This is a genomic window from Pantoea sp. GL120224-02 (assembly GCF_900215395.1).
Taxonomy (GTDB): Bacteria; Pseudomonadota; Gammaproteobacteria; order Enterobacterales; family Enterobacteriaceae; genus Pantoea; species Pantoea communis.
In genome coordinates this window covers 1-26,738 of the sequence record NZ_OBEC01000017.1, presented here as the reverse complement: position 1 = coordinate 26,738, position 26,738 = coordinate 1, and the positions used below count along the sequence as shown (strand labels likewise).

Below are 26,738 nucleotides of genomic sequence, written 5' to 3'. Positions count from 1 at the left end.
CTTAGGGCAAATTGCTTGTCGGAGGCGCAATGACCAGCCAACTCACCGAAAAACAGAAAGCCACCCTGTGGCAACAGCGCCGCATGGCCAGTTATCAGGCCAGTTGCCGTCTTGCCGGCTACGTACTCAGCGATATCAGCGCTGAGCAGTATGAAGAGCGACTTGAGTCACTAAGGAGGCAATATGGCGGATAACAGTCTGGCCGTGCGCGACCCTTATGTCTGGCACAACGACACGGTGTTGAAAAATCGTCTCGATATTCATGATGAAGCGCAGTTGCGTAAAGCGGAGCTGGCGTTTAGCGCTGCACGCCTGGCGACACTGGAACTCGGCCCGCGCAGCACCGGTATGCCCTGGTTATGCCATATTCATCGCACGCTGTTTCAGGATCTCTACAGTTGGGCAGGGGAGTTACGCAGCATCGATATCTGGCGTGATGAGACACCCTATTGCCATTGCGAATACATCGAGAAAGAGGGCAATGCGCTGATGAGCGCGCTGGAAGATGAACAACAACTGACAAACCTGACGCAGGATGAGTTTGTCGCGCGGCTGGCGCATTATTATTGTGAAATCTTCGTATTACACCCGTTCCGCGCGGGTAATGGCCGCACGCAGCGCATTTTCTTTGAACAGCTGGCGCTGCACGCCGGTTACCTGTTAACGTGGGATAAGCTGGAACGAGAAACGTGGCGTACCGCGCTGTTTGCTGGTGTGTCGGGCGATCTGGCACCGCTGACGACACAGTTTGCGAAAGTGGTGAGTCCCGCACGGTAAAATGCGTAGAATAGCGGCGGTTTGACTGGCCTGAGGGCACTATGCTGCTGTTAATTGATAACTACGACTCCTTCACCTGGAATCTTTACCAGTACTTCTGTGAGCTGGGCGCAGAAGTGCGCGTGGTGCGTAACGATGCCATCACGCTGGCGGAGATGGATGCGTTGCCGCTGACGCATCTGGTGATTTCACCTGGTCCCTGTACGCCGGATCAGTCCGGTGTGTCTCTGGATGCCATCCGCCATTTTGCCGGTCGCTTACCGATTCTCGGTGTTTGCCTCGGCCATCAGGCAATTGCGCAAGCCTATGGCGCGCAGGTGGTGCGGGCTCGTCAGGTGATGCACGGCAAAACCTCTGTTATCCAGCACACCCATCAAGGCGTATTTCGCGACCTTAATAATCCGCTCACCGTCACGCGCTATCATTCACTGATTGTGGCGCGCGATACGCTGCCCGCAGAATTCGAAGTCACGGCCTGGAGCCTGCGTGATGGCGAGCCCGATGAGATCATGGGCTTCCGCCACCGTACGCTGCCCTTAGAAGGGGTGCAGTTCCATCCTGAGAGCATCCTCAGCGAGCAGGGCCATCAGCTATTGGCTAATTTCCTCAACGCGTAACTTATGTTTGCCTTCGTATGATTTTTTATGCATATTTTGTGATTATAATTTCACTTCAGCTCAATAGATAACCCAATGAGGTCGGCAATGGCAGCGGAAAAACTAGCGGTAACCCGGGAAACGTTCGATAACGTGATTTTGCCTGTTTATGCACCAGCGCAGTTCGTGCCGGTAAAGGGCAAGGGCAGCCGAGTCTGGGATCAGCAGGGCAAAGAGTATATCGACTTCTCCGGCGGTATCGCGGTGACTGCTTTAGGCCATTGCCACCCGGCGCTGGTGGAAACGCTGAAAACGCAGGGCGAAACCCTGTGGCACACCAGCAACGTGTTCACCAACGAACCGGCGCTGCGTCTGGCGAGCAAACTGATTGCAGCGACCTTTGCCGATCGCGTTTTCTTTGGCAACTCCGGCGCGGAAGCTAACGAAGCGGCCTTCAAGCTGGCGCGTTATTACGCCTGCAAAAAACACAGCCCGTTCAAAAGCAAAATCATCGCCTTCCACAACGCGTTCCACGGTCGTACCTTGTTTACCGTTTCCGTTGGCGGGCAGCCGAAATACTCCGACGGCTTTGGTCCAAAACCAGCGGATATCGTGCATGTACCGTTCAACGATCTGGATGCGGTGAAAGCGGTGATGGATGACCACACCTGCGCGATTGTCGTTGAACCGATTCAGGGCGAAGGCGGCGTGGTGGCGGCAACTCAAGAGTTCATGCAGGGCCTGCGTGCACTGTGCGATGAGCATAAAGCGCTGCTGGTGCTGGATGAAGTGCAGAGCGGCATGGGTCGTAGCGGTAAGCTGTTCAGCTACGAACATTACGGCATCAAGCCAGACATCATCACCACCGCCAAAGCGCTGGGCGGCGGATTCCCGGTGAGTGCGATGCTGACCACCAATGAAATCGCCTCAGTGATGGCGCCCGGCGTACACGGCACCACTTACGGCGGCAACCCGCTGGCCTGTGCGATTGCTGAAACGGCTCTGGACATCATCAACACCCCTGAAGTGCTGGGTGGCGTGGAAGCCCGTCGTCAGCAGTTCGTTGAGGCACTGCAGGCGATTGACAGCAAATATAATCTTTTCAGTGAGATTCGCGGCAAAGGTTTGCTGATTGGCGCAGCGCTGAAGCCACAGCACGCCAGTAAAGCGCGCGATATCCTCAATGCCTCGGCAGCAGAAGGGTTGATGGTTCTGACCGCAGGCACTGATGTGATTCGTTTTGTGCCGTCACTGGTGATCGAGCCGACTGACATCGAAGAAGGCATGGCGCGTTTCGCCAAAGCGATTAAGAAAGTGCTGGCGGCGTAATCATCCTTTCGGACGTAAAACTTTTAGCCAGCGGCCGTGATGCGGTCGCTGGCTCCAGGCCAGTGAAGAGATGGTGTGCATCACATTCAGGTGTTGCAGGATGCGCTTCACATGCTGCTCGACAATCGTTACCGGCCCTTCATTCATATTCTCCGGCGCTTCCAGAATATTGCTGTCACTGCCTGGCCCGTCATACGCCAGTCGCTGCTGACAGCGCTGCAGCGCAATTTCACAGGATTGCAGATAGCGTTCCGCCAGCTTCGGCGTCAGCATGGTGTGCTCACGCGCCAGGATCGTCATCGCGTTAATATGCTCCACAATGAACTGGCTGTGGGTGACCCACATGCGCATATCTTTCAGGTACTGCGCGTTGAAGCCCGGTTCGCTCGATGCCTGATTCAGTGAGTTGAACAGTGCATTGTGCGCCTGATTGACCTTCATGCGCTGGTAAGCCAGCTTTTCAGGAGATTGCTCCGGCCCCAGCAACATCCGCAAGGCTTCCTGATAAGCCTCCAGCGCATCATGCGCGTTGCTGCGCAGTAAACCGCTCTGCCACTGTGGCCACAGCCAGATCATACCGGCAAAGGCGATCAGGCAGCCCATCAGGGTATCCATCATGCGCGGCAGCAGGAACTGCGCCCCGTTCAGCGACAACAGCTGGAGCGAATACACCGCCGTCACGGTGAAGCCAATCATCGACCAGCCGTAATACTTGCGCGTGACCAGATAGCTGGCGAGGGTGATGGCCAGCATAAACAGCAGGGTGATCGATTCGGGCACTTCGAGCCGTAGCGATCCTGCGGCGATCAGCAATCCGGCAAAGGTGCCCAGCGCACGGTGCTGAATGCGTACCCGTGTGGCGCTGTAGCCATTCTGGCTGACAAACATGATGGTCATCAGAATCCAATAAGGCTTGGGAATATTAAAGAACAGCGCCAGCGCACTGCCGAACATCAGCATCACCGAAATACGAGCCGCGGTGCGCAATGCAGCGGACTTGAGCGACAGATAGCTGCGCAGCGCCGGGAACAACGGCAAACGGCGCTGGCGATCGGCCATCAGGTCACGGGTGTATAACGGTTTCTGGGTGCGCAGCACGCGGGCGATGCGGCTGAAATGGTAATAGCAGAAGTTGCCCACCGGATTGTCGGGATGCTGGCGCGCAATTTTTTCCAGCGCGCCGAGCTGCTTTTCCATGTGGAAGCGATCGGGCAATTGATGATAGAGAATGGCATCGGCCAACAGGCGCAGACGCGCAGAGATGGTTTTGGCATTCCAGCGGATCACCGCTTCGGCGTGACTCTGCTCGACCAGCTTTTGCACTTCTTCCGGCTGGTGCAGGCTCACCGAGATGTGCTCCTGCAAATCAAGCGCCACCTGGAAAGCCCGCGTCAGGCGCTTGTGGCTGTTATCGCGGCTGGCAGAGAGCATGTGCATCTGCTGATAGCAGGTGGTGATCAGGTCAACGGCTTTTTGCTGACGCGCCAGCAGCGGCGGCAGCGCTTTCTCGGGATCGGTAAGCTGCGTCAACAGGGTGTATTTTGCATCGCAATAATCCGCCAGTTCCCGATATAGCAGACTGAGCGTTTCGCGCATCGGCTGCTCTTTCCACAGCCAAAACCAGAACCAGTTAAACAGGCCATACCATAGCGTGCCGCCGATATACAGCAGCGGCGGCACCCACATGGGCATGCGTCCTACCAGGCTGAGGCTAAAGATGGCAGCAATCAGCGTTGCGGGCAACAAGCGGCCGTGCAGCGGGCTGATTTCGCCGGTCACGCCAATCAGCAGCGGCAGCACAAACAGGATCAGCGGTAACGGAATGGCGTCACTGGTGAGAAATTGGATCAGGAAACTGGCGGTAGCAAACAGTGAGCCGCCAACAATCAGGCGTTTAAAGAAGCGCTTATGCGGTGTATCAAGACCCGCCATGTTGCAGCAGGCAGGCACTAAGGAGAACAGCAGGCCTTTTTGCAGATCGCCAAACAGCCAGCCTAGTGCCACAGGCAGGCACAGCACCAGCGTTTGCCGCAGTGCGTAGTTGACCTCAGGATGATAGATGATTCGGCGCCACATCAGCTCATCGCAAACAAAAACGGCGCGATGTTGCCATCACGCCGTGGGTGATAAGAAATTAGCGGGTGCCGTAGACGACGATGGTTTTACCGTGTGCGGAGATCAGGTTCTGATCTTCCAGCATTTTCAGGATACGACCCACGGTTTCGCGTGAGCAACCCACGATCTGACCAATCTCCTGACGGGTGATTTTGATTTGCATCCCGTCGGGGTGCGTCATCGCATCGGGTTGTTTCGCCAGATTAAGCAGTGTTTGCGCGATACGGCCCGTCACATCGAGGAAGGCAAGGTTGCCCACTTTCTCGGAAGTGACTTGCAGACGACGCGCCATTTGCGACGAAAGTCGCATTAAAATATCCGGGTTTACCTGAATCAGCTGACGGAATTTTTTGTAGGAAATTTCAGCCACTTCGCAGGCAGTCTTAGCACGTACCCAGGCACTACGTTCCTGGCCTTCTTCAAACAGGCCGAGTTCGCCGATGAAGTCTCCCTGATTGAGATAGGAGAGGATCATCTCTTTGCCTTCTTCATCTTTGATCAGAACCGCAACGGAACCTTTCACGATGTAGTACAGCGTTTCCGCTTTCTCACCCTGATGGATGAGCGTGCTTTTGGACGGATATTTGTGAATATGGCAATGGGACAGGAACCATTCGAGTGTAGGGTCTGTTTGCGGTTTGCCGAGAACCATTCGCTATTATCCTCTGTTGTAATCGTGCCCAAAACACAGGGGGCAGTTTTCCCTGTCAGGCGGTGTAATCGTCGAGCGTTTCCAGTAAAGGAAAATTATTTCCGGGTGATTCTTAAGCTACGCTTTTGATTCTTCCCGCCTTCGTCTGTGATGACGAAAATATTTTCAGCACTGTTTGTAGCACAGCTTTTGCAAGCTGTCTTCTGTTGTCTCGCTTCAGCAACAGGCGGAAGAGTCTGGATTGCTGTTTATCAAGTGAAAGCGTACTCTGGCGGCAAAACCGCCACTTCAGGAGAAAGAATAATGCAGGCACGAGTGAAATGGGTGGAAGGGCTGACCTTTCTCGGAGAATCCTCATCAGGCCATCAGGTATTAATGGACGGTAACTCGGGTGACAAAGCGCCAAGCCCGATGGAGATGGTTTTGATGGCAGCAGGCGGCTGTAGCGCGATTGACGTGGTATCGATCCTGCAAAAAGGCCGAAATGATGTGGCTGACTGCGAGGTGAAACTTACGTCCGAGCGCCGTGAAGAAGCGCCACGTATTTTTACGCAAATCAACCTGCATTTTATCGTTAGCGGCACAGCGCTAAGCGATAAAGCGGTGGCGCGGGCCGTCGATCTGTCGGCGGAGAAGTATTGCTCGGTGGCGATCATGCTCGGCAATAGTGTGAAAATGACGCACAGTTACGAAGTGATTGAGCGATAACATAAGTGGGCGGCCAAACGGCCGCCGCTACAGAATTTCTGGATTATTCAATCCGTTTACCTTCAATCAGCCGCTGCACCAGTGGCGTCATGATTAACTCCATTGCCAGCCCCATTTTGCCGCCCGGCACCACCAGCGTGTTCATATGCGAAATGAACGAGCCCTGGATCATCGCCAGCAGGTAAGGGTAAGCAATGCCTTCCAGTCCACGGAAGTGAATCACCACAAAGCTTTCATCGAGTGACGGAATTTCACGTGCGGCAAATGGGTTGGACGTATCCACCGTAGGTACACGCTGGAAGTTGATGTGGGTGCGCGAGAACTGCGGCGTGATGAAGTTGATATAATCCTCCATTGAACGCACCACTGAATCCATCACCGCTTCACGGGAATGGCCGCGCTCGCTGGTGTCGCGCACCAGCTTTTGAATCCACTCCAGATTGACAATCGGCACCACGCCGACGAGCAAATCGACATGCTCGGCGACGTTGTGCTGCTGTGTTACCACGCCACCGTGTAATCCTTCATAGAACAACACGTCAGTGTTTTCCGGCAGCGGCTGCCAGGGCGTAAAGGTGCCCGGCACCTGATTCCACGGCACCGCTTCGTCGTAGGTGTGCAGATATTTGCGCGATTCACCTAGCCCGGTTTTTCCGTAATGCTTAAACGTCTGTTCCAGCAGCCCGAAGTCATTGGCTTCCGGACCGAAGTAGCTAATATGACGGCCCAGATCGCGTGCCTTACGGATCGCCATATCCATTTCTGGACGGGTATAACGGTGAAAACTGTCACCTTCCACTTCCGCAGCATGCAGATTCAGCTGCTGGAAAATCTTACGGAAGGCGAGGCTGGTGGTCGTGGTACCGGCACCGCTGGAACCGGTCACGGCAATGATTGGATGCCTGGCTGACATAACAGAACTCCCTGTGAAGTCGGGCGATGAGCATTGTTACCACGAATTACTGCGCGGTGCATTAACCGCGAAACTCGCCTTTCGGCATAATGTTGACGGATTCATGCAGTTCCGACCACACCAGCACAACGTCTCCGCGCTCCAGCTGGCGGCGCACGTCGGCGACTTTCTGTTCCAGGCTGCGCTCCTGCTCACCATAGTCGGTGCCTTCGCGCAGCACGAAAGTTTCAATCAGGTTTTCCAGTGTTGCGACTTCAAGTTCTTGCCAGGGAATAATCACGATCACACATCCAGATAGGTTGAAAGCCAGTCAGGCACACGCTGTTCCAGCCACATTTTCGGCTTCATTAACGTACCGCCAACAAAGCCGACGTGCCCGCCTTGTTGTGTCAGCTGATATTCAATGGAAGCCGACAGTTGCGCCGGCTGCGGGATGACCGCATCGGTCATAAAGGGATCGTCTTTGGCATGGATGATCAGCAGCGGCTTGCGCACGCCCGTGAGCAGCGGCATAGCGCTGGCACGTTGATAATAGTCGTTGGCATCCAGAAAACCGTGCGCCCGTGCGGTAATCGCATCATCAAACTCACGAATGCGGCGAAATGCGCGCAGCTGGCTCAGTTCCACCGGTAGTGTGCCGGGCCAGGCCAGCAGTTTACGCGTAGCGTTCTGTTTCAGCTTGGTCAGTAAATAGTGCTGATAGAAACGAGAAAAGCCAGCATCGAGCTTTTCACTGCAGGGTTCGAGCGCAAAGGGTGCCGAGATGGCGACGGCGGCATCCACAGGCACATCATTTCCCTGCATGCCCAATAAATAGGCCAGCATATTGCCACCGAGTGAAACGCCCACTGCTGCAGTCGGCACCGTGCCCCATTCGCGTTGCAACCAGTGCAGGAAAAAGGTCGCATCTTCGGTTTCACCGGAATGATAGATGCGCTCCAGACGATTCGGCTCGCCGCTGCATCCACGAAAGTGCATCACCACCGCCAGCCAGCCACGCGCCTGACACGCCTGCATCAGGCCATGCGCATACGGGCTACGGAAACTGCCTTCCAGACCATGGAACATCACCATGCGCGGCTTGTGACGCGCCTGTGCCGGATCTTCGCTCCACGCGAGATCGACAAAATCGCCGTCCGGCAGGTCAAGTCGCTGCCAGTGCGGACGCAGGGTTACGCGCCGACGCAGTATGCGCGGCAGCAGGGTTTGCAGATGCGCGTTACTGAATCCGCGCAGCGGTGTAAATCGCTCGCCGTTCAGGCGATCAAAATAGCTAGGGTAAAGGCTTGTCTGATGCATAACTCGCTGATAGCTTCGATGGGTTGTCCGCTTTACTGGGTGAGGAGCACCCGAATATACATGGAACTGAGTCTTTTTTTATCAATGTTGGGTTTTCTTTGGGTCGCGGCCATCACGCCGGGGCCCAATAATATGTTACTTACCGCCTCAGGTGCTAATTTTGGCTTCCTGCGCACCATCCCGCTGCTCATTGGTATCATGATTGGTATGCAAGTCATGTTGCTGATGGTGGCATTTGGCATCGGTGGTTTGATCCTGCTTTATCCCTCTCTGCATCTGGTGCTGAAGATTGCCGGTAGCCTCTACCTGCTGTGGCTGGCGTGGAAAATTGCCACCGCGGAGTACGAGAAGCTGGAAACTGAAGATGCCAACGTCAAGCAGATGCCGTTCTGGCAGGGTGGCCTGCTACAGTTGATCAACCCAAAAGCCTGGCTGATGGCGTTGGGCGCGGTAGCCAGCTTTAGCCTGGCGGGCGATGCGTATCTGCATTCGGTGATCGCCATCAGTATCGGTATGGCGCTGGTCAATGTGGTATCCGGTGTTATCTGGATGGGATTTGGTTCGCTGATTGGCCGTCTATTGCGCAGCCCGCGCGCGTGGAAAATCTTCAACCTGGCGATGGGTGCGCTCACTGCCGCCTGTGTACTGCTGATCTGGCGTTGAGTTAGCTGGAGGCGCGTTCAACGCGCTTCCAGGGTAACACCTCACGCACCACGTCACTGTGCGGCTGGCGGATGCGGTTCAGTAACAGCTGAACACTGCGTGCACCCAGCCGATTCATCGGTTGTTCGATGGTGGTCAGCGGTGGATTGAGGCTGCTGGTGAAGGGAATACCATCAAACCCCACGACAGCGAGATCTTCCGGAATGCGCAATCCGGCCTCCAGCGCGGCGTGAATCACGCCAACCGCCAGCACATCTGAGACCGCAAACACGGCGTCTGGTCGCTCCGGTCTTGCCAGCAGTTCACGCAGGGCGGCACTGCCCGCTTCACACGAAATGTTTTCCGCGTAAGCCACGCCACCCCAATTCAGTTCCAGCTGCTCCAGCGCTTCGCGATAGCCACTTTCACGCTGATGGGAATAGAGATAGCGCATATCACAATTCACCAGTGCGATACGTCTGCGACCTTTGCTGGCCAGATAGCGCACGGTTTCAAACGCCGCTTCTTTATTATCAATGGTGACACTTGAGGCGGGAATGGCCGGATCGTATTCGGCGCATTGCACCCAGGGTGCGTCACCAATCAAACCTTTTAACTGCTGCAAGCAGGCGGCGGCATCCATGGTGATCACACCGTCAACCACTTTACCGCTTAATAACGCCAGATAAGCGGCTTCACGCGGCAGCTGTGAGGCCGAATTGCACAGCAAGATGTGATAACCCTGCGCTTCGGCTTCAGCTTCAATACCTTGCACCACACGTGAGCAGAAGGGATTAGTGATGTCTGAAATTAACACCAGCAACATATGGCTCTGGGCAGTACGCAGCTGGCGGGCCAGCAGGTTGGGCTGATAGTCACAGTGATTGATGGCCGCCAATACTTTCTCTCGCGTATCTGTACGCACGCCGGGATGCTGGTTCAACACCCGAGAAACCGTGGCTTTAGACACGCCAGCAAGACGGGCAACTTTCTCAATCGACATGGATTTCAGTACCGCCAGTAGAGGTGAAAAATCAGAAGCCTATCAATAGCACAGTCGCTATGTGAGCGTGTGACATATTTCCGTCTTTACGCCTTCTTTGCATTTGCGCATTTCGCATAGCGTTGCCCGATGTTGATCTAAGAACAGATTTTCATTAGGGATAATTTTTAATTCCTTTATGAAATTACAGCCGCTGGAGAAACTGCCATCACGACATAACATTGGGGTGAATGATGATGGCAGTAAAAAAAAAGATAACGGCAGTGGCGGCAGCATTGGCCCTGATGGCATTCCAGGCACAGGCGGTCAACGTCACCGTGGCATATCAAACCTCGGCGGAACCGGCCAAAGTGGCGCAGGCCGATAACACCTTCGCCAAAGAAAGTGGCGCGACTGTCGACTGGCGCAAGTTTGATAGCGGTGCCAGCGTGCTGCGGGCATTGGCTTCCGGTGATGTGCAAATCGGTAATATCGGGTCCAGCCCGCTGGCAGTGGCGGCAACACAGCAGTTGCCCATCGAAGCTTTCTTACTGGCATCACAGCTTGGCAATTCCGAAGCGCTGGTGGTCAAAAAATCCATCACCAGTCCCAGGGATCTGATTGGCAAACGCATCGCCGTGCCCTTCATCTCCACCACCCATTACAGCCTGCTGTCAGCGCTCAAACATTGGGGCATCAAGCCATCGCAGGTGCAGTTAGTGAATCTGCAACCGCCAGCCATTATTGCAGCGTGGAAACGCGGTGATATCGACGGCGCGTACGTCTGGTCACCGGCGGTAAACGAGCTGGAAAAGGATGGCACGGTGTTAACCGACTCTTCTCAGGTGGGCAAATGGGGATCGCCAACGCTGGATGTGTGGGTGGTACGCAAAGATTTCGCTCAGCAGCATCCTGAAGTGGTCACCGCTTTCGCGCGCAGTGCGATTGAGGCACAGCAAGCCTACATTGCGAATCCAGAACAGTGGCTCAAGCAGCCCGACAATCTCAGCAAACTGGCGCGCCTGAGTGGCGTACCGGAAAGCGATGTGCCGGTTCTGGTGCAAGGCAATACCTACCTGACCGCACAGCAGCAGGTGGAACAGCTGGGCAAGCCAGTGAACAAAGCCATTGTTGATACCGCGCACTTCCTGAAAGAGCAGGGCAAAGTGCCGGATGCCGCTAATGATTACAGCAGCTTTGTCACCACGCGCTTTGTCGCGCCTTTGGCGAAATAACGGAGGCCGTATGCTCAGCATCACCAATCTGAATGCACGTTACGCCGGACAACCCGCGCTGCAGGATATCAACCTGCAGCTGGAACAACGCGACCTGCTGGTGGTGCTGGGACCGTCAGGCTGTGGCAAAACCACCTTACTGAACTTGATCGCCGGATTCCTGCCGCTGGAGTCAGGCAGTATCACGCTGGATGGCAAAGCGGTAAATGGACCGGGCGCAGAACGTGGCGTGGTGTTTCAGAACGAAGGGCTACTGCCGTGGCGTAACGTGATCGATAACGTGGCGTTTGGCTTGCAGCTGGCGGGAATGGACAAGGCTGAACGCCACACCATTGCTCGCCGTTTAATCCGCAAAGTCGGACTGGAAGGGGCAGAAAAGCGTTTTGTCTGGCAGCTCTCTGGGGGGCAACGTCAGCGCGTGGGGATTGCGCGTGCGCTGGCGGCTGATCCTCAGTTGCTGCTGTTAGATGAGCCGTTTGGTGCGCTGGATGCCTTTACACGCGAACAGATGCAAACCCTGCTGCTGACGCTGTGGCGTGATACCGGCAAACAGATTCTGCTGATTACCCACGATATTGAAGAAGCGGTGTTTCTTGCCAGCGAACTGGTGCTGCTGTCGCCGGGGCCAGGCCGTGTGGTTGAGCGCATCAAACTCGACTTCGGTCAGCGCTTCGCTGCGGGTGAACCGTGCCGCAGTATCAAATCCGACCCGGCCTTTATCGAGCGCCGTGAATATGTGCTGAATCAGGTCTTTTCCCAGCGGGAGGCGTTTGTATGAGCGCGGTGATTGATGAGAAAACCCAGACTCGCCGACGCACGTTGCGCTGGCCTTTTTCACCGCAGTTTTCCCTGAGCTTGCTGAGTGTAGCTGTGCTGCTGCTGGTGTGGTGGAGCGTGACGGCGCTCAATTTGGTGGCACCGCTATTTCTGCCGCCGCCCCAGCAGGTGCTGCAAAAGCTGCTGCTGATCGCCAGCCCGCAAGGCTTTATGGATGCGACCCTATGGCAGCATCTGGGCGCCAGCCTGACGCGCATGCTGGTGGCGCTGTTCTTCGCTGCGTTGATTGGCATCCCGGTGGGGATTGCAATGGGCCTGAGCCCGGCGATTCGTGGGCTGCTCGATCCGCTGATTGAACTCTATCGTCCGGTGCCGCCATTGGCCTATTTGCCGCTGATGGTGATTTGGTTTGGCATCGGCGAAACCTCAAAAATCTTACTGATCTATCTGGCGATCTTCGCGCCGGTGACGCTGTCGACGCTGGCAGGGGTGAAAAACGCTCAGCAGGTACGGATTCGCGCTGCGCAGGCACTAGGCGCTACGCGCTGGCAACTGCTGCGCTTTGTCATCCTGCCGGGCGCATTGCCTGAAATCCTTACCGGTTTACGCATTGGCCTAGGCGTCGGCTGGTCAACGTTGGTGGCTGCCGAGCTGATTGCCGCCACGCGCGGACTGGGATTTATGGTGCAGTCTGCGGGCGAGTTCCTTGCCACCGATGTGGTGCTGGCCGGAATCGCCGTAATTGCCTTGATCGCTTTTAGCTTAGAACTGGGTCTGCGCGCTTTGCAGCGCCGATTAACGCCCTGGAATGGAGAACAGCAATGAACGAACGTATCACTTTTACCGCGCTGGGCCCGCATATCGGTGCGCAGGTTAGCGACCTCGATCTCAGCCGCCCGTTAAGCGACGCGCAGTTTGAGCAGCTTTATCATGGTCTGCTGCGCCATCAGGTGTTGTTCCTGCGCAATCAGGTGATCACGCCGGAACAGCAGCGCGCTTTGGCGATCCGCTTCGGTGATCTGCACATCCATCCGGTGTATCCGCATGCGGAGGGGGTGGAAGAAATTATCGTGCTGGATACCCATCAGGATAATCCACCGGATAACGATAACTGGCACACCGATGTGACCTTTATTGAAACGCCGCCGGCGATTGCGATTTTAGCGTCTAAGCTGCTGCCGGAAAGCGGTGGCGATACGTTGTGGTCAACGGGTATTGCGGCCTATGAAGCGTTGTCCGAACCGTTTAAGCAACTGCTGAGCGGCTTGCAGGCGGAGCATGATTTTAAGAAGTCGTTCCAGGAGTATAAGTACCGCAAGACGGAAGAAGAGCATCAGCGCTGGCAGCAAGCGGTCGCCAAACATCCGCCGGTGCAGCATCCGGTGATTCGTACCCATCCGGTGAGCGGGCGCAAGGCGCTGTTTGTCAATGAAGGCTTCACGACGCGTTTACTGGGATTGAGTGAGAAGGAGAGCGAAGCACTGCTGAATTTCCTGTTCTGGCACACGGCAAAACCGGAGTTTCAGGTGCGCTGGCGCTGGCAGGAGAATGATGTGGCTATTTGGGATAACCGCGTCACGCAGCATTATGCGAATGCCGATTACTATCCGGCGCGGCGAGTAATGCATCGGGCGACGGTGTTAGGGGATGTTCCGTTTTAAAAGAGTGCGGTGGTTAACCAGGTCGGCCTAAATGCCGACCTGTCGGCAGAAGTTGAACAAGAATACCGGACTTACAACAGACGCTGAGCATCCACGAAATCCGCACCAGACATACTTGCCTGACAGCAGAAGCTGAACAAGAATGCTGGCCTTCCAGAGATGCGAACCCTGCCTGCTGATCTTACAGCAGGCACTCACCCTGCAGGGGCAGCATGGATGCTGAACACTAACTCGCCAGCATTTGCTCCAGTTGTTCCTGGGCATCCAGCCAGGCCATTTCAACGTCTTCCAGCGCCGATTTGCTTTCAGCCTGACGTTGCAGCGCCGAGGTTAAATCGGCCTTACGGCTCTGATCGTAAATTGCACTGTCTGACAGCATCGCTTCCGCTTCGCGGAGCTGGCTCTGCCACTTCGCCATCTGCTTCTCTAACTTCTCGATCTCTTTACGCAACGGCTGGGTTTGCGCGCGCAGTTCAGCATCGCGGCGTTTCTGATCTTTACGAGACTGGGCGCTGTTGGCGTTATCCTGCTTCGGTGCAGCATCCTGCTGGGCTTGCTGCTTTTGCAGATCGCTCAACCACTGCTGGTAATCATCGAGATCGCCTTCAAACACATCGACTTTGCGGTCATGCACCAGATAGAGATCGTCGGTGGTGGATCGTAGTAAATGACGGTCATGCGAAACCACCACCAGCGCACCCTCGAAATCAATCAGCGCTTCGGTCAATGCCTGACGCATGTCGAGATCAAGGTGGTTGGTCGGTTCATCGAGTAGCAGCAGATTTGGACGTTGCCAGACGATCAGTGCCAGCACCAGTCGCGCTTTTTCACCGCCTGAGAAACGTTCAGTGATTTCACTGACTTTATCACCCTGGAAACCGAAGCCGCCGAGATAATCACGCAGCTGTTGTTCCAGCGTTTGTGGCGCAATACGGGCCAGATGCTGCAATGGCGATTCATCGGCGCGCAGGTATTCAAGTTGATGCTGAGCGAAGTAGCCAAGCTTGATGCCTTTTGCCAGGCCAACTTTGCCATCCAGCGCTTCAATTTCACCGGCCAGCAGTTTGATCAGCGTTGATTTACCCGCACCGTTACGGCCGAGTAGACCGATGCGTGAACCCGGTACCAGATTCAGTTTGATGGCATCAAGAATGATGCGTTCGCCATAACCCGCCGTGACTTTCTCCATTTTCAGTAATGGATTGGGCAGGCTCTCTGGTGCGCGAAAGCTGAAGCTGAACGGGTTATCGACGTGAGCCGGGGCAATTAACTCCATGCGCTCCAGCATCTTGATACGGCTCTGCGCCTGTTTGGCTTTAGTGGCCTGGGCGCGGAAGCGATCGATGTACTTTTGCAGGTGCTGTACTTTTTCCTGCTGGCTCTGGAACAACGCCTGCTGCTGCGCCAGTTTGGCGACGCGCTGGCGCTCGAACGAGCTGTAGTTGCCGGTGTATTCGAACATCGTCTGCTGTTCGATATGAATGATTTTATCCACCACCGGATCAAGGAAGTCACGGTCATGCGAGATGAGGATCAGCGTGCCTTCATAGCTTTTCAACCAGCGCTCTAGCCAGATAACAGCGTCAAGATCGAGGTGGTTAGTCGGTTCATCAAGTAGCAGCAGATCGGATCGGCACACCAACGCTTGCGCAAGGTTAAGGCGCATACGCCAGCCACCGGAGAAATCACTCACCGGCCGCATTAATTGTTCCTGGCTAAAGCCCAATCCGTGCAGCAGGCTGGAGGCGCGAGCATGTATGCTCCACGCCTGAATTGCATCCAGCTTGCCATGCAGCAGAGCGATGGCGTTGCCGTCATCCCTGGCGTTGGCATCAGCTAATTCGGATTCAAGCTGACGATATTCGCGGTCGCCGTCGATAACATATTCCAGCGCGGCTTTAGTGAGGGCCGGGGTTTCCTGGTTCACCCATGCCAGCGCCCAGTTACCTGGAAAAGTGAAATTGCCTGCATCACTGCTAATTTCGCCCTTCAGGAGCGACAGCAGCGTGGATTTTCCACAGCCGTTCTTACCCACCAAACCGACTTTTTGGCCGGGATTAATGGTGGCTGTTGCGTTGTCCAGCAGCACGTTAGTGCCGCGGCGTATTTGTAATGCGGAAAAGACAATCATAAGCGCCGTATCGTCAGAATATGTTAATTTATCGGCAACATAATTCAATAATGGTTAGTTGCGTCGAGCATGGTAGCGGAATTCCGTTGCGGTGACGACGCTTTGGAGGGGAACGATGTCGCAGCCACCCAAAATTTTGCTGCTTTACGCCCATCCGGAAACACAGGATTCGATTGCTAATCGGGTTTTGCTGCAGTCGGCTATGGAACTGGACCACGTCACGGTGCACGATTTATACGCCCACTATCCGGATTTTTTCATTGATATTCATTACGAGCAGCAGCTGCTGCGCGAACACCAAATCATCGTTTTCCAGCATCCGTTGTATACCTACAGCTGCCCGGCTTTGCTGAAAGAGTGGCTGGATCGCGTGTTGTCGCGTGGGTTTGCCAGCGGCCAGGACGGGAATGCGCTGGAGGGCAAGTACTGGCGCAGCGTGGTGACCACCGGAGAACCGGAAACCGCGTATCACCATAACGGCCTGAATCGTTATCCGATGAGCGACATCATGCGTCCGTTTGAGCTGACGGCGCAGATGTGTCGTATGCACTGGATGACGCCGATGGTGATCTATTGGGCTCGCCGCCAGACACCGGAAGTGATGCGCAATTATGCGCGCGCCTACCGTGACTGGCTCTCGTCACCATTGCCGCAGGGAGTGATGTGATGGAAGGTCAAACGTTACTCACTGCCGGAGTGATTTATCTGGTGGCCGCTGTGGTTGTGGTGCCGATTGCGGCCCGACTAGGCATTGGTGCCGTGCTGGGTTATCTGCTGGCGGGTATTGCTATCGGCCCGTGGGGACTCGGGTTTATTAGTGACGTCGATGAGATTCTGCACTTCTCCGAACTCGGCGTGGTGTTCCTGATGTTCATCATCGGGCTGGAGTTGAATCCCGCCAAGCTCTGGGCTCTAAGACGTTCAATCTTTGGCGTGGGCGCTGCGCAGGTATTGGTTTCTGCCGCGATTCTCGGTGTGCTGCTGTGGCTGACCAACTTTAGCTGGCAGGCCGCGGTGATCGGCGGGATTGGCCTGGCAATGTCTTCGACGGCTATGTCACTGCAATTGATGCGCGATAAAGGCATGAATCGCAGTGAAGCGGGTCAGCTCGGCTTCTCGGTGCTGCTGTTCCAGGATCTGGCCGTCATCCCCGCATTAGCCCTCGTGCCGCTGCTGGCCGGTGGCGACAGTGGCCATGTTGACTGGCTGAAAGTGGGCATGAAGGTGCTGGCGTTTGCTGTCATGCTGGTGGGTGGCCGTTATCTGCTGCGTCCGATTTTCCGCTTTATCGCCGCTTCCGGTGTGCGTGAAGTGTTCACGGCGGCTTCATTATTACTGGTGCTGGGCTCGGCGCTGTTTATGGATATGCTAGGGCTGTCGATGGCGCTCGGCACCTTTATCGCCGGGATCCTGCTGGCCGAGAGTGAATATCGGCACGAGCTGGAAGTGGCGATCGAACCCTTCAAAGGGTTGCTGCTCGGGCTGTTCTTTATTTCCGTCGGCATGGCGCTGAATTTGGGCGTACTCTATACCCATATCGCGGAGATTATCCTTGGCGTAGTGATTCTCGTGGCGGTCAAGACGCTGGTGCTCTATGTGCTGGGCCGTATTTATGGTTTACGCAGTTCCGAGCGCCTGCAGTTTGCCGGGGTGCTTAGCCAGGGCGGTGAATTTGCTTTTGTGCTGTTTTCAGCGGCCTCGTCGGCCAAACTGTTTAGCGGCGATCAATTACCACTGTTGCTGGTGACGGTGACGCTGTCGATGATGACCACACCGCTGTTGATGCAGGGGGTGGATAAAATTCTCGCACGTCGGTTCAATGAGCCCGATGATGACAATGAGAAGCCGTTTGTCGAAGATGATCAGCCGCAGGTCATTGTGGTTGGCTTTGGTCGTTTTGGTCAGGTGGTGGGCCGCTTGCTGATGGCTAACAATAAGCGTATTACGGTGCTGGAGCGTGACATCTCGGCTGTCAGCCTGATGCGCAAATATGGCTATAAGGTTTACTACGGCGATGCCACTGAGCTTGAGTTACTGCGTGCTGCCGGTGCGGAGAATGCACAATCCATTGTGATTACCTGCAATGATCCGGAAGATTCGATGTCCATCGTTCACATTTGCCAGCAGCACTTCCCGCAGCTGGAAATTCTGGCGCGTGCGCGTGGCCGTGTGGAAGCCCATGAATTACTGCAAGCGGGCGTGACGTTGTTCTCGCGTGAAACCTTCTCAAGTGCGCTGGAGCTGGGGCGCAAGACGCTGATTTCACTCGGCATGCATCCGCATCAGGCGCAACGCGCGCAACAGCATTTCCGCCGACTCGATATGCGCATGCTACGTGAGCTGGTGCCAAGCCACGATGATAATGCGCAGGCCTCACGTGTGCGTGAAGCTCGTCGTGAGTTAGAAGACATCTTCCAGCGCGAAATGCAGCATGAAAAACGTCAGATCGACGGTTGGGATGACGAGTAGGACTACACTTAACATATCCGTTGCTTAATAGCGGGCAGGAAAGAGTATGCGTAAACGTTTTATTGCTGGTGCGGTATGTCCGCAATGTCAGGAAAAAGACACGCTGGCGTTATGGCGTGAAAACAATGTCGAAGTGGTGGAGTGCGTGCAGTGCGGCCATCAAATGCGTGAAGCGGATAAACAAGTTCGCGATAAGGTGCGCAGCAATGAGCAAGTGATTGGCATTTTTCATCCTGAGTAGCGGAATGGCGCAGCTTTTTTTAAGCATAAACTTACAGCGGGATTGAATTCCGCTACAATCGGCGCCATTAACGCTGAGCAGTATGCAGCAACACATTTGTTGGCATCCTCAGTCTTGAACCTTTCTGGTTGGTTATTGCACGCAAAATAGACCAATGAGACGGGATCTCAGTTCTCAACGGTTAGGAGATATCATGAAAGTAGCAAAAGACCTGGTGGTGAGCCTGGCGTATCAGGTTCGTACCGAAGACGGTGTGTTGGTTGACGAGTCACCGGTGAGTGCACCGTTGGACTATCTGCACGGTCATGGTTCCCTGATTTCTGGTCTGGAAAAAGCGCTGGAAAATCACGCGGTTGGCGATAAGTTTGATGTGCATATTCCGGCAAATGACGCTTACGGTCAGTACGATGACAACCTGGTGCAGCGTGTACCAAAAGACGTGTTCATGGGCGTCGACGAACTGCAGGTTGGCATGCGCTTCCTGGCAGAAACCGATCAGGGTCCAGTGCCGGTTGAAATCACCGAAGTGGAAGACGAGCACGTTGTGGTTGATGGTAACCACATGCTGGCGGGTCAGAACCTGAACTTCAACGTGGAAGTGGTAGCGATCCGTGAAGCAACGGAAGAAGAAATCGCACACGGCCATGTACATGGTGCAGATGGTCATCATCATGACCACGATCACGACCATGGTCACGATCACGGCCAGGGCGGTTGTGGTACTGGCGGTTGCGGTTGCAGCCACTAAGTTCTGCATTGAACAACAAAAGGCCACCTTCAGGTGGCCTTTTGCTTTAATAGTGCGGTGGTGGCGTCTCTTCGGACTGCGAAGCAATCGGTGAAGGTGTCGCGGCTTTCACTTTATCCACTAATAAACGTACCTGTTCGCGCATACGACTCATCTCCAGTTCATGTTGAGTCACCGTCAGATTGAGCTGATCGATGGTGTGCTCCTGAAATGCCAGTTTGCTCTCCAGCGCCTCAAGGCGTTGTTCCCACTCTTCATGCTGCATCATTTCTTCTCCTGTCACGGTGCTGCGTCTGGCGCGTATCGGGCGTGATTCTACGGTCTTTAGCGGCAGAATCACCCGATTTTTAACCTTTATGGGGCTTTGCGGTTGAAATCAGCGCTAATGCCTTCATCTCTGGTGAAACTTCCTGATGCAAAAAAGGTCGGATGTTAAGCGGGTAATTACGTTGTGGGAGTGTTCGCCGCTGCCACGTAAAGTTATAGTGTGGGCCACTGTCCGCAATGATTCCCGAGGTTTAGATGCTTCGGTTTTGGAGAAAGGATGAAATCACTGTTTAAAGTCACATTGTTAGCTACCACCATGGCCATTGCGCTGAATGCACCGCTGGCAATGGCAGCTGAAACCGCTGCGGCTCCGGCTGACGCTGCTCAGGCAGCACCGCAGGCACCGAAAAATGCTGCCTTCAAAAACGAAGACCAGCAGTCAGCTTATGCGCTGGGTGCTTCTTTGGGTCGCTACATGGACAACTCTCTGAAGGAACAAGAGAAACTGGGCATCAAACTGGACAAAGATCAGTTGATCGCAGGTGTTCAGGATGCATTCGGTGGCAAGAGCAAACTGTCTGATCAAGAGATCGAGCAGACACTGCAAGCCTTCGAAGGCCGCGTGAAAGGCGCTGCACAGGCGAAGATGGAAAAAGACGCGAAAGAGAACTCTGACAAGGGTGCCGCTTACGCTGATAAATTCGCCAAAGAAAAAGGCGTGAAGAAAACTGAATCTGGCTTGCTGTATCAGGTTGAGAAAGAAGGCACCGGTGACGCACCTAAAGACAGCGACACCGTCGTCGTGAACTATAAAGGTACGCTGATCGACGGTACCGAGTTCGATAACTCTTACACCCGTGGCGAGCCACTGTCATTCCGTCTCGACGGCGTGATCCCAGGCTGGACCGAAGGTCTTAAGCACGTGAAGAAAGGCGGCAAGATCAAGCTGGTGATCCCACCGAACCTGGCTTACGGTAAAAATGGCGTTCCGGGCATTCCGGCCAACTCAACGCTGGTATTTGATGTTGAGCTGCTGGATATCAAGCCAGCGCCAAAAGCGGATGAGAAAGCACAGGCTCCGGCCGCTGCTGATAAGAAAGCGCAGTAATCTGCTTGCGCTTCTGACGCCGCCTCCGGGCGGCGTTTTTATTTGTCCGCCAGACTTGAGCTGCGCTGGCTGTGCTCGCCATCCTCACTCATGCTCAGGGCATGAACCAACATGCCGTCTTGCAGCAACCCAAATTGTTTAGGGGAATGAGTAAAGCTCTGGCTAAACATCCCGACATTTGCCAGACTAGCGCCTGCACAACTATCACAATATGAGTCTGCCCCAAAGCTGTCGAGACAGGCTCCAGCCATTTAGGGTAATGTCTTCGATGTCTAATCCATTCAATCCCGGTGAACTGACTGACTTCGATTTACTGGAGCAACGTCCGTTCGAGCAAGCCGATTACGATATTCTCAAATCTTACGAAGCCGTCGTTGATGGCCTCGCGATGCTGATCGGCTCGCACTGCGAAATCGTGCTGCACTCACTGGAAGATTTGAAATGCTCCGCCGTGCGCATCGCCAACGGTGAACATACCGGCCGTAAAGTGGGCTCGCCGATTACCGATTTGGCACTGCGCATGCTGCACGATATGCATGGCGCTGACAGCAATGTGTCCCGTGCTTACTTCACGCGCGCTAAGAGCGGCGTGCTGATGAAATCGGTCACCATCGCGATTCGCAATCGTCAGCAGCGCGTGATTGGCCTGCTGTGTATTAACATGAACCTTGATGTGCCGTTCTCGCAGATTATGTCGACCTTTATGCCGCCGGAAATGCAGCAGGTAGATTCCAACGTCAACTTTGCCAGCTCAGTCGAAGACCTGGTGATGCAAACGCTGGAATTTACCATTGAGGAAGTGAGCAACGACCGCAATGTGTCGAACAACGCCAAGAATCGCCAGATTGTGCTCAACCTGTACGAGAAGGGAATTTTTGATATCAAGGATGCGATTAACCAGGTGGCCGATCGTCTCAATATTTCCAAACACACGGTTTATCTCTACATCCGCCAGTTCAAAAGTGGAGACTTCCAGGGGCAGGATCGCTAATGCGCTATACCTTGCTGGTAACGGGGCCAGCGTACGGTACGCAGAATGCCAGTAGTGCATTGCTGTTTGCTCGTGCGTTGCTCAAAGCAGGGCACCAGTTGGAAAGTGTTTTCTTTTATAGAGAAGGCGTGCTGAATGCCAATCAGCTCACTTCACCTGCCAGCGATGAAGTCGATGTGGTGCGCGCATGGCAGCAACTGCGCGAAGAGAGTGGTGCCGCGCTAAATATTTGCGTGGCTGCCGCATTGCGCCGTGGCGTGACGGATGAGCAGGAAGCGACGCGCTTGCAACTGGTGGGCAGTAATTTGCAGCCTGGTTTTGAACTGAGCGGCTTAGGTGCGCTGGCAGAAGCCGCGTTGAGCTGTGATCGTTTGGTGCAATTCTGATGAATCGTGTGGCATTTCTTTTCACTCAGGCACCCCACGGCAGCAGCGCGGGCAGGGAAGGGCTGGATGCGGTGCTGGCCACTGGCGCGCTCAGCGAAGACATTGGACTGTTCTTTATTGGCGATGGCGTACTGCAACTGCAACGCGCACAGCAGCCTGAGCAGATTTTGGCTCGCAACTATATCGCGACGTTCGGCGTGCTCGATCTCTACGACATCGACCAGTGTTTCGCCTGCCGAGAGTCACTTGATGCGCGCGGGCAAAGCTTGACGGCTGAACGCGTGATGACGGCTGAAGTGCTGGATGCCGCGACACTGCGCCAGAAACTCGCCACTTATCATCGAATCCTTCGTTTCTGAGAATCCAACATGCTCTACACGCTGCTGCAATCACCCTGGCAATGCGATATCGATAGCCTGTTACTGCTGATGCAGAAGGGCGACGACTTGCTGCTAATGCAGGATGGCGTCACGGCCGCGCTTGAGGGCAGCCAGATGTTCATCAAGCTGCAAGCCTCTCCGGCCGCGCTTTGGGTTCTTGAGGAAGATGTGGTCGCGCGTGGGTTGGTTGAGCAAATTTCGATCAAAGTAGCACGTTTGGACTATACTGGTTTCGTTGCGATGACGGTGAAGCACCAACAACAAGTGGCCTGGTAGCAAGGAAAACCTGGTTATTTCTTGACACCCTTTTGACACAGCCCTAAAATTCTGCCTCCTCGTAGTAATACGAGGCGATTTATTACGTGTTTACGAAGCAAAAAGCTAAATCCCAGGAGCTATTTAATGGCAACAGTTAACCAGCTGGTTCGCAAACCACGCGTACGCAAAGTTGCAAAGAGCAACGTGCCTGCGCTGGAAGCTTGCCCGCAGAAACGTGGTGTTTGTACTCGTGTGTACACCACTACCCCTAAAAAACCAAACTCAGCACTGCGTAAAGTTTGCCGTGTGCGTTTGACTAACGGTTTTGAAGTTACCTCCTACATCGGCGGTGAAGGTCATAACCTCCAGGAACACTCAGTGATCCTGATTCGTGGCGGTCGTGTTAAAGACTTGCCAGGTGTGCGTTACCACACCGTTCGCGGCGCGCTTGACTGCTCAGGTGTTAAAGACCGTAAGCAGTCACGCTCCAAGTACGGCGTGAAGAAGCCAAAGGCTTAATGGTTCTCCGTTAAGTAAGGCCAAACATTTTCACTTTAATGTCAAAATAAACTCGTAGAGTTTTGGACAATCCTGAATTAACAACGGAGTATTTCCATGCCACGTCGTCGCGTTATTGGTCAGCGTAAAATCCTGCCAGATCCTAAGTTCGGATCAGAATTGCTGGCTAAATTTGTAAACATCCTGATGGTAGATGGTAAAAAATCTACTGCAGAATCCATCGTCTATACCGCACTTGATACCCTGGCTCAACGTGCAGGTAAAGATGGTCTGGAAGCTTTCGAAGTTGCACTCGAAAACGTACGTCCGACTGTAGAAGTTAAGTCACGTCGCGTTGGTGGTTCAACCTACCAGGTTCCAGTTGAAGTCCGTCCGGTTCGTCGTAATGCTCTGGCAATGCGTTGGATCGTTGAAGCTGCTCGTAAACGCGGTGATAAATCAATGGCTCTTCGCCTGGCGAACGAACTTTCTGACGCTGCAGAGAACAAAGGTACTGCAGTTAAGAAACGTGAAGACGTTCACCGTATGGCTGAAGCCAACAAGGCGTTCGCACACTACCGCTGGTAACAGCCACGTAGTTGTTATTAACCCAGCGGGCGTCCCAGTGGCTTACCTGCTGGGCTTTTTTAACTTAGAACGTCTCAGAATCAGAGGAATCAAATGGCTCGTAAAACACCCATTGAGCGCTATCGTAACATCGGTATCAGTGCTCACATCGACGCCGGTAAAACTACCACTACCGAACGTGTTCTGTTCTACACCGGTGTAAACCACAAGATCGGTGAAGTGCATGACGGCGCCGCAACCATGGACTGGATGGAGCAGGAACAGGAACGTGGTATTACCATCACTTCCGCTGCAACCACCTGTTACTGGTCAGGTATGGCTAAGCAGTTCGAGCCACACCACGTCAACATCATTGACACCCCGGGACACGTTGACTTCACCATCGAAGTTGAGCGTTCTATGCGTGTGCTTGATGGCGCAGTAATGGTTTACTGTGCGGTTGGTGGTGTTCAGCCACAGTCTGAAACCGTATGGCGCCAGGCTAACAAATATAAAGTTCCACGCATCGCGTTCGTTAACAAAATGGACCGCATGGGTGCTAACTTCCTGAAAGTTGTTGATCAGATGAAAACGCGCCTGGGTGCAAACCCGGTTCCGCTTCAGCTGGCAATCGGCGCAGAAGAGAAATTCACCGGTGTTGTTGACCTGGTGAAAATGAAAGCCATCAACTGGAACGACGAAGATCAGGGCGTTACCTTCGTTTACGAAGATATCCCAGCTGATATGCAGGAACTGGCTGATGAATGGCGTGCGAATCTGGTTGAAGCCGCTGCAGAAGGTTCTGATGAGCTGATGGAGAAATTCTTCGGCGGTGAAGAGCTGACTGAAGAAGAGATCAAAACTTCTCTGCGTAAGCGCGTGCTGAAAAACGAAATCATCCTGGTTACCTGTGGTTCTGCATTTAAGAACAAAGGTGTTCAGGCGATGCTGGATGCGGTAGTTGAATACCTGCCAGCACCGACTGACGTTACCGCGATCAACGGTATGCTGGACGACGGTAAAGACACGCCGGCTGAGCGTCATTCTGACGACAACGAGCCGTTTGCTGCTCTGGCGTTCAAAATCGCAACCGACCCGTTTGTGGGTAACCTGACCTTCTTCCGCGTTTACTCTGGTGTTGTTAACACCGGTGACACCGTGTTCAACCCGGTTAAGTCAAACCGTGAGCGTCTGGGCCGTATCGTTCAGATGCACGCTAACAAACGTGAAGAGATCAAAGAAGTTCGTGCGGGCGACATCGCAGCTGCGATCGGTCTGAAAGATGTGACCACTGGTGACACCCTGTGTGATCCAGAAAATGTCATCATTCTTGAGCGCATGGAATTCCCAGAGCCAGTAATCTCTATTGCCGTTGAGCCGAAAACCAAAGCTGACCAGGAAAAAATGGGTCTGGCTCTGGGTCGTCTGGCAAAAGAGGATCCATCTTTCCGCGTATGGACTGATGAAGAATCTAACCAGACCATCATCGCGGGTATGGGTGAGCTGCACCTCGACATCATCGTTGACCGTATGAAGCGTGAGTTCAACGTTGAAGCGAACGTCGGTAAACCACAGGTTGCTTATCGCGAAGCGATTCGTTCTAAAGTTACCGATGTTGAAGGTAAACACGCTAAGCAGTCTGGTGGTCGTGGTCAGTACGGTCATGTTGTTATCGACATGTACCCACTGGAGCCGGGTTCTAACCCTAAAGGTTACGAATTCGTCAACGACATCAAGGGTGGTGTGATTCCAACTGAATACATCCCTGCGGTTGATAAAGGTATCCAGGAGCAGCTGAAGTCTGGTCCACTGGCCGGTTACCCGGTAGTAGATCTGGGTGTTCGTCTGCACTTCGGTTCTTACCATGACGTTGACTCCTCTGAGCTGGCGTTTAAACTGGCCGCTTCTTTAGCCTTCAAAGATGGCTTTAAGAAAGCACAGCCCGTTCTGCTTGAGCCGATCATGAAGGTTGAAGTAGAGACTCCGGAAGAGAACACCGGTGACGTTATCGGTGACCTTAGCCGTCGTCGTGGTATGCTCAAAGGACAGGAATCTAACGCTACTGGCGTTCAGATCCATGCTGAAGTTCCACTGTCTGAAATGTTCGGATATGCAACCCAGCTGCGTTCTCTGACCAAAGGCCGTGCTTCTTACTCCATGGAGTTCCTGAAGTACGATGATGCGCCGAACAACGTCGCTCAGGCCGTTATTGAAGCTCGTAGCAAATAAGCTACGGTTTAAAAATTGTGAACTGATGCCTTCATGACTCATGAAGGCACAACGTAAGGAATTATCGCCATGGCGAAAGAGCAATTTCAGCGTAACAAACTGCACGTAAACGTTGGCACCATCGGTCACGTTGACCATGGTAAAACCACTCTGACTGCAGCTATCACCACCGTTCTGGCTAAAACCTACGGCGGCTCTGCTAAAGCGTTCGATCAGATCGATAACGCACCAGAAGAGAAAGCTCGTGGTATCACCATCAACACTTCACACGTTGAATATGAAACCCCGACTCGCCACTACGCGCACGTTGACTGCCCAGGCCACGCCGACTATGTGAAAAACATGATCACCGGTGCTGCGCAGATGGACGGCGCGATCCTGGTTGTTGCTGCGACTGATGGCCCAATGCCACAGACCCGTGAGCACATCCTGCTGGGTCGTCAGGTTGGCGTTCCTTACATCATCGTGTTCCTGAACAAGTGCGACATGGTTGATGATGAAGAGCTGCTGGAACTGGTAGAGATGGAAGTTCGCGATCTGCTGTCAGCTTACGACTTCCCAGGCGACGATACTCCAATCGTACGCGGTTCTGCTCTGCAGGCACTGAACGGTGTTGCTGAGTGGGAAGAGAAGATCATTGAGCTGGCTGGTCACCTGGATAACTACATCCCAGAGCCAGTACGTGCAATCGACCTGCCGTTCCTGCTGCCAATCGAAGACGTATTCTCAATCTCAGGCCGTGGTACTGTTGTAACCGGTCGTGTTGAGCGCGGTATCGT

The 26,738-nt window shown here is 54.2% G+C and carries 31 protein-coding genes; 23 read left to right on the top strand and 8 right to left on the bottom strand.

Translation table 11 applies throughout. The features are described 5' to 3' along the window. The first annotated feature begins 29 nt into the window (after positions 1–29). The 4 genes from CRO33_RS23045 to argD all read left to right on the top strand — a co-directional run bounded on the left by CRO33_RS23045 (position 30) and on the right by argD (position 2,702). Positions 30–194: a YhfG family protein gene (locus CRO33_RS23045; protein ID WP_097119702.1), complete on the top strand. Its 165-nt coding sequence runs from the start codon at positions 30–32 to the stop codon at positions 192–194. Beyond that, on the top strand, positions 184–777 hold the full coding sequence (locus CRO33_RS23040) for a putative adenosine monophosphate-protein transferase Fic (RefSeq protein ID WP_058960598.1): 594 nt from the start codon (positions 184–186) through the stop codon (positions 775–777). Before CRO33_RS23045 ends, CRO33_RS23040 begins: the two co-directional genes overlap by 11 nt. Before the next feature lie 41 nt (positions 778–818). Further along, a complete protein-coding gene (locus tag CRO33_RS23035) occupies positions 819–1,394 on the top strand; it encodes an aminodeoxychorismate synthase component II (protein WP_097119701.1) in 576 nt (191 codons plus the stop codon). Positions 1,395–1,481: 87 nt separating this feature from the next. Then, entirely contained in the window at positions 1,482–2,702 is a 1,221-nt protein-coding gene (argD, locus tag CRO33_RS23030) for a bifunctional acetylornithine/succinyldiaminopimelate transaminase (protein WP_097119700.1), read from the top strand. Here argD and CRO33_RS23025 read toward each other — a convergent pair whose 3' ends face one another. Both CRO33_RS23025 and crp read right to left on the bottom strand, forming a co-directional pair. Next, positions 2,703–4,778 carry a YccS/YhfK family putative transporter gene (locus CRO33_RS23025; RefSeq protein ID WP_097119699.1) on the bottom strand — a complete coding sequence of 692 codons (2,076 nt, stop codon included), beginning with the start codon at positions 4,776–4,778 and terminating at the stop codon, positions 2,703–2,705. A 58-nt stretch (positions 4,779–4,836) separates the two neighbouring features. Further along, the gene (crp, locus tag CRO33_RS23020; protein WP_000242758.1) at positions 4,837–5,469 is read right to left on the bottom strand and encodes a cAMP-activated global transcriptional regulator CRP; all 633 of its coding nucleotides are present in this window, start codon (positions 5,467–5,469) and stop codon (positions 4,837–4,839) included. Between the two features lie 303 nt (positions 5,470–5,772). On the opposite strand from crp, the gene CRO33_RS23015 reads away from it, so the two are divergent. After that, a complete protein-coding gene (locus tag CRO33_RS23015; RefSeq protein WP_034819576.1) occupies positions 5,773–6,177 on the top strand; it encodes an OsmC family protein in 405 nt (134 codons plus the stop codon). Between the two features lie 43 nt (positions 6,178–6,220). Here the strand turns inward: CRO33_RS23015 and CRO33_RS23010 are convergent, their stop codons facing one another. The 3 genes from CRO33_RS23010 to CRO33_RS23000 all read right to left on the bottom strand — a co-directional run bounded on the left by CRO33_RS23010 (position 6,221) and on the right by CRO33_RS23000 (position 8,389). Beyond that, positions 6,221–7,090 carry a phosphoribulokinase gene (locus CRO33_RS23010; protein WP_034819573.1) on the bottom strand — a complete coding sequence of 290 codons (870 nt, stop codon included), beginning with the start codon at positions 7,088–7,090 and terminating at the stop codon, positions 6,221–6,223. A 61-nt stretch (positions 7,091–7,151) separates the two neighbouring features. After that, positions 7,152–7,370 carry a YheU family protein gene (locus CRO33_RS23005; protein ID WP_034820041.1) on the bottom strand — a complete coding sequence of 73 codons (219 nt, stop codon included), beginning with the start codon at positions 7,368–7,370 and terminating at the stop codon, positions 7,152–7,154. A gap of 2 nt (positions 7,371–7,372) precedes the next feature. Next, the gene (locus CRO33_RS23000; RefSeq protein WP_097119698.1) at positions 7,373–8,389 is read right to left on the bottom strand and encodes a hydrolase; all 1,017 of its coding nucleotides are present in this window, start codon (positions 8,387–8,389) and stop codon (positions 7,373–7,375) included. 60 nt (positions 8,390–8,449) lie between these two features. Here CRO33_RS23000 and CRO33_RS22995 point away from each other — a divergent pair, with 60 nt between their 5' ends. Continuing rightward, a complete protein-coding gene (locus tag CRO33_RS22995; RefSeq protein ID WP_034819569.1) occupies positions 8,450–9,052 on the top strand; it encodes a LysE family translocator in 603 nt (200 codons plus the stop codon). 1 nt (position 9,053) lies between these two features. On the opposite strand, the gene CRO33_RS22990 is transcribed toward CRO33_RS22995, so the two are convergent. After that, a complete protein-coding gene (locus CRO33_RS22990; protein WP_097119697.1) occupies positions 9,054–10,034 on the bottom strand; it encodes a LacI family DNA-binding transcriptional regulator in 981 nt (326 codons plus the stop codon). A 233-nt stretch (positions 10,035–10,267) separates the two neighbouring features. Here CRO33_RS22990 and tauA point away from each other — a divergent pair, with 233 nt between their 5' ends. Genes tauA through tauD form a run of 4 tightly spaced genes read left to right on the top strand, consistent with a single transcriptional unit; the run spans position 10,268 to position 13,686 of the window. After that, on the top strand, positions 10,268–11,248 hold the full coding sequence (tauA, locus tag CRO33_RS22985; RefSeq protein ID WP_097119712.1) for a taurine ABC transporter substrate-binding protein: 981 nt from the start codon (positions 10,268–10,270) through the stop codon (positions 11,246–11,248). A 10-nt stretch (positions 11,249–11,258) separates the two neighbouring features. Further along, entirely contained in the window at positions 11,259–12,026 is a 768-nt protein-coding gene (tauB, locus tag CRO33_RS22980; RefSeq protein WP_097119696.1) for a taurine ABC transporter ATP-binding subunit, read from the top strand. Continuing rightward, complete coding sequence (gene tauC / locus CRO33_RS22975; protein WP_034830793.1) at positions 12,023–12,850, top strand: taurine ABC transporter permease TauC; 828 nt, start codon at positions 12,023–12,025, stop codon at positions 12,848–12,850. Before tauB ends, tauC begins: the two co-directional genes overlap by 4 nt. Beyond that, positions 12,847–13,686 (top strand): taurine dioxygenase, encoded by an 840-nt coding sequence (gene tauD, locus CRO33_RS22970; protein WP_097119695.1) that lies wholly within the window; start codon positions 12,847–12,849, stop codon positions 13,684–13,686. The genes tauC and tauD overlap by 4 nt, the downstream gene beginning before the upstream one ends. A gap of 226 nt (positions 13,687–13,912) precedes the next feature. Here tauD and CRO33_RS22965 read toward each other — a convergent pair whose 3' ends face one another. Further along, on the bottom strand, positions 13,913–15,817 hold the full coding sequence (locus tag CRO33_RS22965) for an ABC transporter ATP-binding protein (protein ID WP_097119694.1): 1,905 nt from the start codon (positions 15,815–15,817) through the stop codon (positions 13,913–13,915). Positions 15,818–15,932: 115 nt separating this feature from the next. On the opposite strand from CRO33_RS22965, the gene kefG reads away from it, so the two are divergent. The 4 genes from kefG (at position 15,933) to slyD (ending at position 19,275) form a co-directional block, all read left to right on the top strand. After that, positions 15,933–16,484, top strand: a complete 552-nt coding sequence (kefG, locus tag CRO33_RS22960) for a glutathione-regulated potassium-efflux system ancillary protein KefG (protein ID WP_034830789.1) — start codon at positions 15,933–15,935, stop codon at positions 16,482–16,484. Then, on the top strand, positions 16,484–18,286 hold the full coding sequence (kefB, locus tag CRO33_RS22955) for a glutathione-regulated potassium-efflux system protein KefB (RefSeq protein ID WP_097119693.1): 1,803 nt from the start codon (positions 16,484–16,486) through the stop codon (positions 18,284–18,286). The genes kefG and kefB overlap by 1 nt, the downstream gene beginning before the upstream one ends. 46 nt (positions 18,287–18,332) lie before the next feature. Continuing rightward, positions 18,333–18,527, top strand: a complete 195-nt coding sequence (locus tag CRO33_RS22950; RefSeq protein ID WP_034830784.1) for a YheV family putative zinc ribbon protein — start codon at positions 18,333–18,335, stop codon at positions 18,525–18,527. A gap of 193 nt (positions 18,528–18,720) precedes the next feature. Further along, on the top strand, positions 18,721–19,275 hold the full coding sequence (gene slyD, locus CRO33_RS22945; protein ID WP_034830781.1) for a peptidylprolyl isomerase: 555 nt from the start codon (positions 18,721–18,723) through the stop codon (positions 19,273–19,275). Positions 19,276–19,321: 46 nt separating this feature from the next. Here the strand turns inward: slyD and CRO33_RS22940 are convergent, their stop codons facing one another. Continuing rightward, entirely contained in the window at positions 19,322–19,540 is a 219-nt protein-coding gene (locus tag CRO33_RS22940) for a SlyX family protein (RefSeq protein ID WP_034830802.1), read from the bottom strand. A gap of 279 nt (positions 19,541–19,819) precedes the next feature. On the opposite strand from CRO33_RS22940, the gene fkpA reads away from it, so the two are divergent. The 9 genes from fkpA to CRO33_RS22895 all read left to right on the top strand — a co-directional run. Then, complete coding sequence (fkpA, locus tag CRO33_RS22935) at positions 19,820–20,650, top strand: FKBP-type peptidyl-prolyl cis-trans isomerase (protein WP_045833796.1); 831 nt, start codon at positions 19,820–19,822, stop codon at positions 20,648–20,650. 268 nt (positions 20,651–20,918) lie between these two features. Continuing rightward, positions 20,919–21,641: a helix-turn-helix transcriptional regulator gene (locus CRO33_RS22930; protein WP_034830776.1), complete on the top strand. Its 723-nt coding sequence runs from the start codon at positions 20,919–20,921 to the stop codon at positions 21,639–21,641. Further along, positions 21,641–22,027 carry a sulfurtransferase complex subunit TusD gene (gene tusD / locus CRO33_RS22925; protein WP_058960611.1) on the top strand — a complete coding sequence of 129 codons (387 nt, stop codon included), beginning with the start codon at positions 21,641–21,643 and terminating at the stop codon, positions 22,025–22,027. The genes CRO33_RS22930 and tusD overlap by 1 nt, the downstream gene beginning before the upstream one ends. Continuing rightward, positions 22,027–22,386 (top strand): sulfurtransferase complex subunit TusC, encoded by a 360-nt coding sequence (tusC, locus tag CRO33_RS22920; RefSeq protein WP_034830771.1) that lies wholly within the window; start codon positions 22,027–22,029, stop codon positions 22,384–22,386. The genes tusD and tusC overlap by 1 nt, the downstream gene beginning before the upstream one ends. 9 nt (positions 22,387–22,395) lie before the next feature. Then, entirely contained in the window at positions 22,396–22,683 is a 288-nt protein-coding gene (tusB, locus tag CRO33_RS22915) for a sulfurtransferase complex subunit TusB (RefSeq protein WP_097119692.1), read from the top strand. Positions 22,684–22,809: 126 nt separating this feature from the next. Continuing rightward, the gene (gene rpsL / locus CRO33_RS22910) at positions 22,810–23,184 is read left to right on the top strand and encodes a 30S ribosomal protein S12 (protein ID WP_006120575.1); all 375 of its coding nucleotides are present in this window, start codon (positions 22,810–22,812) and stop codon (positions 23,182–23,184) included. Positions 23,185–23,280: 96 nt separating this feature from the next. Next, positions 23,281–23,751, top strand: coding sequence for a 30S ribosomal protein S7 (rpsG, locus tag CRO33_RS22905; RefSeq protein WP_007886246.1), 471 nt, complete (start codon positions 23,281–23,283; stop codon positions 23,749–23,751). Positions 23,752–23,844: 93 nt separating this feature from the next. Beyond that, the gene (gene fusA / locus CRO33_RS22900) at positions 23,845–25,959 is read left to right on the top strand and encodes an elongation factor G (RefSeq protein WP_097119691.1); all 2,115 of its coding nucleotides are present in this window, start codon (positions 23,845–23,847) and stop codon (positions 25,957–25,959) included. A 69-nt stretch (positions 25,960–26,028) separates the two neighbouring features. Continuing rightward, a partial coding sequence (locus tag CRO33_RS22895; protein WP_141399046.1) for an elongation factor Tu occupies positions 26,029–26,738 on the top strand: 710 nt, incomplete at its 3' end.